Raw genomic sequence first — 3,461 nt, forward strand, 5'->3', positions numbered from 1 at the left:
GCCACGGACACCTCCCGCCCCGCCCCCGCCTGACGCCATTCGCCACGTACGGTCACCCGCGCGGCTCTACCATCGGAAGCGACGCCACCACGCCCGATACCCGCTGAGGTGTACACGTGAGCAACTGGGCTGATCTGACGACTGGTAAGCGCATCAAGGCCCTGCGGGGCTCCGAACTGACACAGCACGGCCTGGCCGAAGCGGCGGGCGTCTCCTACGCGTTGGTGCAGAAGGCCGAGCAGGACCGGGGCGAACTGTCCGTCGGCTCCCTGCTCAAGCTCGCCGCCGCGCTCCGTGCGGACGTGGGCGTGATCCTGGGCCAGCAGGCGCCGCGCCGCGGTATGGACCGGAGCAGCCGTACCGCCCTCCGGCAGCTCTCCGACGCCGTCCACGAGAGCGCCCTTGGCGAGTGGGACGGTATCGGGGACCCGAGCACCGTCGACGAGCTCGGCAGCGCGCGCGACCTCGCGTGGTCGGCGTACTGGGACAGCGACACGGCGCGCGTCGCGGTGCTCGCCTCCCAGGTGCTCATGGAAGGGCAGGTGAGGTACGACTCGGCGACCGGTGAGGAGCGCGATCGCCTCGCGGCGATCCTCGCCAGCACGTACCGCGTCGCCGCCTCGACCGCGAACGGGTTCGGGCGCCGCGACCTCGCCCTCTCCGCGCTCACCTCCGCGAAGCTGCTCGCCAAGCAGGCAGGTGATCCGGTGATGGGCGCGCTGCTCGAATCCACGCTGTCGTGGATCTACTTGCGCGGTGCGAAGCTGCCGCGCGCCGAGGCCGTCGCCGAGCGCGCCGCCGCTGCGATCGAGCCGTCGTTCAGCCGTTCGACGAAACCCGAACTGCTCGCGTACGGGCGCCTGATGATCTCGGCGGCCGTGGCGGCGTCGAGGCGTGAGGACGAGAGGAAGGCCGACGACTACATCTCGCAAGCACACGCCGCAGCGGCCCGGCTGGGCAGGGATGTGAAGCTGTTCGGCACGTCGTTCGGGCCGACGGCGGCGAAGACGGAAGCCGTGGGGATCCACGTCGCGCTGAAGAACCCCGGCCGTGCGCTCAAGCTCGCCGACCAGCCGGACATGCGGCAGCTTCCGTCGACCATGTCGAAGGTGGCCCGCAACCGGTACAGGCTGGATGTCGCCCTCGCGCAGTGCTCGGTCGGCCTGCACGACAAGGCGGGGGACACGCTGGTCGAGGTCGGACTCGACGCCCCGGAGTGGGTGAAGCACCAGGCGCTGCCCGGCGTCATCGGACAGCGCCTCGCGAAGGTGTCGACGGCGCGGGTCCGGAGCATCAGCGAACTGATCGGCGTCCCCTTGGTCGCGTAACACGCACGGGGCGTAGGCGCCGGCGCGTGGCGCGTTCCGCCGGGCCTACACTCCGTCTCTTCACTGTGCGTGATCGATCCGACACGATTCCCGTATGGCCAACACCGAGTACCGCAGAAGCGAAGGCGACAGGGAACGGCGGCGGGCCCTTGCCGACCACGCCGCCGGACACGTACCGGGCGAGGGCCCCGTGCCCGCCCGCGTGGCGAAGATCGACCGCTTCCGCGTCGTGATCTACCTGTGCGCGGCGGCGAACTCGGATATCACCGGGGTGCGCAAGGAGTGCACCGAGTACGCCGAGGCGTTCGGGTGGGAGATCACGGACGTGATCGAGGACCGCGTCGGGCTGCTCCCCCCGAAGGGGCGCGAAGGGCTCACGCGCGCCGTCGAGCTGGTCGAGCGCAAGCAGGCGGGCGCGGTGCTCACGCCCTGGCGCTCGATGATCTCGACCATCCCGCAGGAGTACGACGAGGTCGCGCGCGGAGTCGAGAAGGCGGGCGGCTTCCTGCACGTCATGGAATCCGACCGGGCACGGCCGGGCCGGCCGTGCTGACGACGGCAGGTTCCCGCACCAACGAGCGGCCGCGCGGGCCCGGTTCAGTTCGGAGCGGTCTCGTGGAAACATGGCACCGCATGGCCGAGGATGCGGACAGACCACTCCACCGGGCCGTCGAGGCGCGCGCCGCGCGGGACGCCGCTCACCCCGCCGTGGTCACCGGGGACGCCCGGACCACGTACGGGGAGCTCGACCGGCGCGCCGGCCGGCTGGCGGAAGTGCTCCGGGGCGAGGCGGGGGTCTCGGACGGCGAGACCGTCGCGGTGTGCACCGAGGGCGCCGTCGGCGTCCTGGCCGGCGTCCTGGGCACGCTGAAGGCGGGCGGCGCGTACGCGGTCGTCGGGCCGCACGAGCCGGACGAGCGGCTGCACGACATGCTGGAGGAGGCGGGGGCGACCGTCGTCGTCACCGACCAGCGGCACCGGCCCCGGATCGACGACACCTCCTACGGCCTGCATGTCGTCCTGTTGGACGGGGCGCAGCCGTCCGGGCCGCCGTCGTCCGGGCCGCCGCCGTCCGCTGATGGCGGCGCCGAACTCGAACGGTCGGAGGCCGTGCTGTTCAGCGCGGGCACCGCCACGGGGCAGCGGCGGGCCGTACGGGTCCGGCACGGCGTGCTGTGCGCCGCGCGCGCCGCGTGGGCCGGGGCGTACGCCCTCGCCCCGCGCGACCGGCTGCTGACCCTCGCGCCGCCCGACACCGTCGAGTTTACCGGCGCCTGGATACGCGCCCTGAGCGCGGGCGCCACACTCGTCGCGCCCGGGAGCGCGGACCCGCGCGCCGCGGCGGAGCTCGTCGCGGCCGAAGGCGTCACCGTGCTGGAGGGCGACCCGCGGTCCGTGGCGGAGACGCTGGAGGCCCTGGTGCCCTCGGACTCGGACGACCCTCCGGTTCCCGAGGGGCTCCGGATGGTCGTGGCGGGTGGGGAACGCCTCACGCTCCGCGAGCAGTTGCGGTTCCGCCTCCGGCTGGCCGGGGACGCGCGCGTGCTGAACGTCTACGGCTGCGCCGAGACCGCCGGGTGCGGCACCTGCTTCGAGCCGGGCCTGCTGCCCCGGCTCCCCGAATCGGACGGCGAGCGGAAGGCCGTCTCGTATCTGGGGAAACCCTTCCCGGGCTGGGAGGCGGAGCTGCGCGAGGGCCGGATCTGGCTGCGGCCCCCGGGCGGCGAGGACGCGGTGCCGACGGAGGACCTCGGCGCGTGGACGGAGGAGGGGCTGCTGGAGTTCCGCGGCCGGGAGTCCGACCGGGTGACGGCCGCCGGGCGGGACCTCCACCCGTACCGGCTGGAGAGCGAGCTGGCGGCGCAGCCGATGGTGCGCGAGGCCGTGGTCACCGCGTCCGGGGGTGAGCGGTGCCTGGTCTACGTCGTACCGGAGCGGCCCGGGTTCGCGCTGAACGAGCCCTCGCTGAAGTCCGCGGTCGCCCGGCACGTACGGGAGGAGAGCACGCTGGTGGCGCAGGACGCACTGCCGCGCAACCGGGCCGGGCGGATCGACCGGCGTGCGCTGCCGCGGCCGGTGTCCCCGCGCGGGGGCAGCCGCGCGGGCGGCAAGGGAGGCGCGGGGGGTGCGGGG

General features: G+C 73.8%; 3 protein-coding genes. All 3 read left to right on the forward strand.

Going from position 1 to position 3,461, the window contains the following annotated elements; all coding sequences use genetic code 11:
- Positions 1-116: 116 nt before the first annotated feature.
- Positions 117-1,328 (forward strand): helix-turn-helix domain-containing protein, encoded by a 1,212-nt coding sequence (locus tag G5C65_RS33840; protein WP_165302884.1) that lies wholly within the window; start codon positions 117-119, stop codon positions 1,326-1,328.
- A gap of 94 nt (positions 1,329-1,422) precedes the next feature.
- Positions 1,423-1,881: a recombinase family protein gene (locus G5C65_RS33845; RefSeq protein ID WP_165302885.1), complete on the forward strand. Its 459-nt coding sequence runs from the start codon at positions 1,423-1,425 to the stop codon at positions 1,879-1,881.
- A gap of 80 nt (positions 1,882-1,961) precedes the next feature.
- The coding region (locus G5C65_RS33850) for an AMP-binding protein (protein ID WP_165302886.1) at positions 1,962-3,461 on the forward strand (1,500 nt) is incomplete at its 3' end.

This window comes from Streptomyces boncukensis (assembly GCF_011045075.1).
In the GTDB taxonomy this organism is placed as follows: Bacteria; Actinomycetota; Actinomycetes; order Streptomycetales; family Streptomycetaceae; genus Streptomyces; species Streptomyces boncukensis.

Coding starts and splice junctions, on each gene's coding strand:
- G5C65_RS33845 (WP_165302885.1), top strand. CDS start 1,423: ATGGCCAACACCGAGTACCGCAGAAGCGAAGGCGACAGGGAACGGCGG.